The 2,035-nt window shown below is 55.9% G+C and carries 3 protein-coding genes; all 3 read left to right on the top strand.

Going from position 1 to position 2,035, the window contains the following annotated elements; translation table 11 throughout:
- Positions 1-313 (top strand): IS66 family insertion sequence element accessory protein TnpA (tnpA, locus tag FRY97_RS23040; RefSeq protein WP_394349367.1); only part of this gene is annotated, 313 nt, incomplete at its 5' end.
- Positions 306-656, top strand: a complete 351-nt coding sequence (gene tnpB / locus FRY97_RS21700; protein ID WP_147169717.1) for an IS66 family insertion sequence element accessory protein TnpB — start codon at positions 306-308, stop codon at positions 654-656. The genes tnpA and tnpB, both read left to right, overlap by 8 nt.
- A 30-nt stretch (positions 657-686) precedes the next feature.
- Positions 687-2,035, top strand: a 1,349-nt coding sequence (gene tnpC, locus FRY97_RS21695; protein WP_147169716.1) for an IS66 family transposase, incomplete at its 3' end; no start/stop codon positions are given.

Below are 2,035 nucleotides of genomic sequence, written 5' to 3'. Positions count from 1 at the left end.
AGATATGAATCAAGACACACGCGTACAAAAATGGAAGGCCCTACTGGCCGAGCAGGCCACTTCTGGGCTGAGCAAGAAGGCCTTTTGTGAACGAGAAGGCATCAATGCAGCCACTTTTTATTATTGGCAGCGCCGTCTGGCGGGACACGTTCCAGATGAAGGGGCCGGCTTCCTTCGCATCCGTCCCCGGGCGGCGCACGGACCCCGGGCGGCACATGAAGTAGTAGTGTGCCTGGCCGGTCAGGAGCTGCGCCTGCGCAGCGGTTCGCCAGCGACCCTTGCTCAAATCATACAACACCTGGATCATGCTTAGTTTTTCTTCTCGGCAACGGTATTTCCTCTACGGTGGGGCCACAGATATGCGCAAGGGCTTTTCGGGGCTGAGCGGCCTGGTGCGGGCGCATATGGGCCAGGAATTGATGAGCGGCGACGTATTCATTTTCGTGAACCGACGCCGCGACCGCATTAAGCTGCTGATGTGGGATGTAACAGGCTTTGCCCTGTATTACAAACAGCTGGAGCAGGGGACTTTTGAGCTGCCCCTGGCGGCCCGTGAAGGGACGGCCGAGCTAAGCTGGCCGGAGCTGGTGCTAGTGCTGGAAGGCATCGAATTAAAATCCATAAAAAGGCGTAAAAGATACCGCCACGGTGCCTGATTTTGCTGCCTTTTCCGTATCTTTTCACCAATGAATGCAACCGTTTCCATAGCAGAATACGAGGCCGTTTTGGCCGAAAATGCGCAGCTCAAATTCCGTTTGGAGAAGTTGGAGCGTATGCTGTTTGGGCGTAAGAGCGAACGCTTTGTAGCGGATGCGCCACCGGCCGGGCAGCTCAATATGTTCGCTGCCGGCCAAGAGGCCGGAGCGGAGGGGGCGGAGATGGCCCCCTTGCGGGAAAAGATCAGCTACGAGCGCAATAAGCCGGTGGCAAAAAAGAAGCACCCCGGGCGCACCCCGCTGCCGGAGCATTTCCCGGTAGAAGAAAAGACCCTGGAACCGGAAGAAGATACTACGGGCATGGTGCGTGTTGGCGAGCACATCACCGAGTACGTGGAATATACACCGGCGGAGCTGAAGGTCGTCCGGCTGATCCGCCCCAAATACGCCAGGCCCAATACGCGGGTGGATGGAAACACCGGTTTTGTCTGTGCACCGCTGCCTAGCCGCCCCATTGAAAAGAGTATTGCCTCGGCTAGCCTGCTAGCTCACATTGTTGTCAGTAAATACATCGATCATTTGCCTTTTTACCGGCAGATCGAGCGTTTTAAGCGCAATTATGACTGGCCGGTCCACAAATCGACCATCAATAGCTGGTTTGTAGCCGTTTGCACCCTGCTTAAGCCCCTGTACGAAGCCCATCGGCAGCAGATACTGGGACAGGCCTATCTGCAAGCCGACGAATCAAAAATAAAGGTCTTGACTAAAATCCTCAAAGACAAGGACGGCAACCTCATCAAAGTAGATACCCGCAAAAAGGGCAGTAAGCAGATGCTGGGCTGGATGTGGGCTGTGCGCAGCCCGCAGACCGGGCAGGTGCTGTTTGTCTATGAAGATAATCGTGGCCAGAAGGCCGCCAATACTGTATTGAGCGGCTTCCAGGGCGGCTTCTTACAGACCGACGGGCTGGGCTCCTACAACCAGATCGCTGCACGTGCCGATGTAGAACGCCTGGGCTGCTGGGCACATGTGCGGCGTAAGTTCTTCGAAGCCCTGGGCAATGATGAAAAACGGGCCCAGCATGCTCTGGGGCTCATCCAGCAGATCTATGGCCACGAACGCAAGACCGCAGGATATACCCCTGAAAAGCGTAAAGCCTACCGGGAAGAGCATCTGCGGCCCTTGTTCCAGGAGTTCAAAGACTGGCTGGATGAGCAGTGCGTCTATGTCACCCCCAAAAGTGCGATCGGGCAGGCCTTCACCTATGCCCAAAATCAATGGCCCACTTTAGTGGCCCTGTTCCAGGACGGCCGCCTGCTCATCGATAATAACCATATCGAGAACAAAATCCGGCCCCTGGCCTTGGGCAGAAAGAACTA

The organism is Phaeodactylibacter luteus, assembly GCF_007993045.1.
GTDB classification, from domain to species: Bacteria; Bacteroidota; Bacteroidia; order Chitinophagales; family Saprospiraceae; genus Phaeodactylibacter; species Phaeodactylibacter luteus.
This window is presented reverse-complemented; position numbering and strand designations above follow the sequence as displayed.

Bases quoted from the DNA above. Each gene is read 5' to 3' on its own strand.
- tnpB (WP_147169717.1), top strand. From the start codon at position 306: ATGCTTAGTTTTTCTTCTCGGCAACGGTATTTCCTCTACGGTGGGGCC.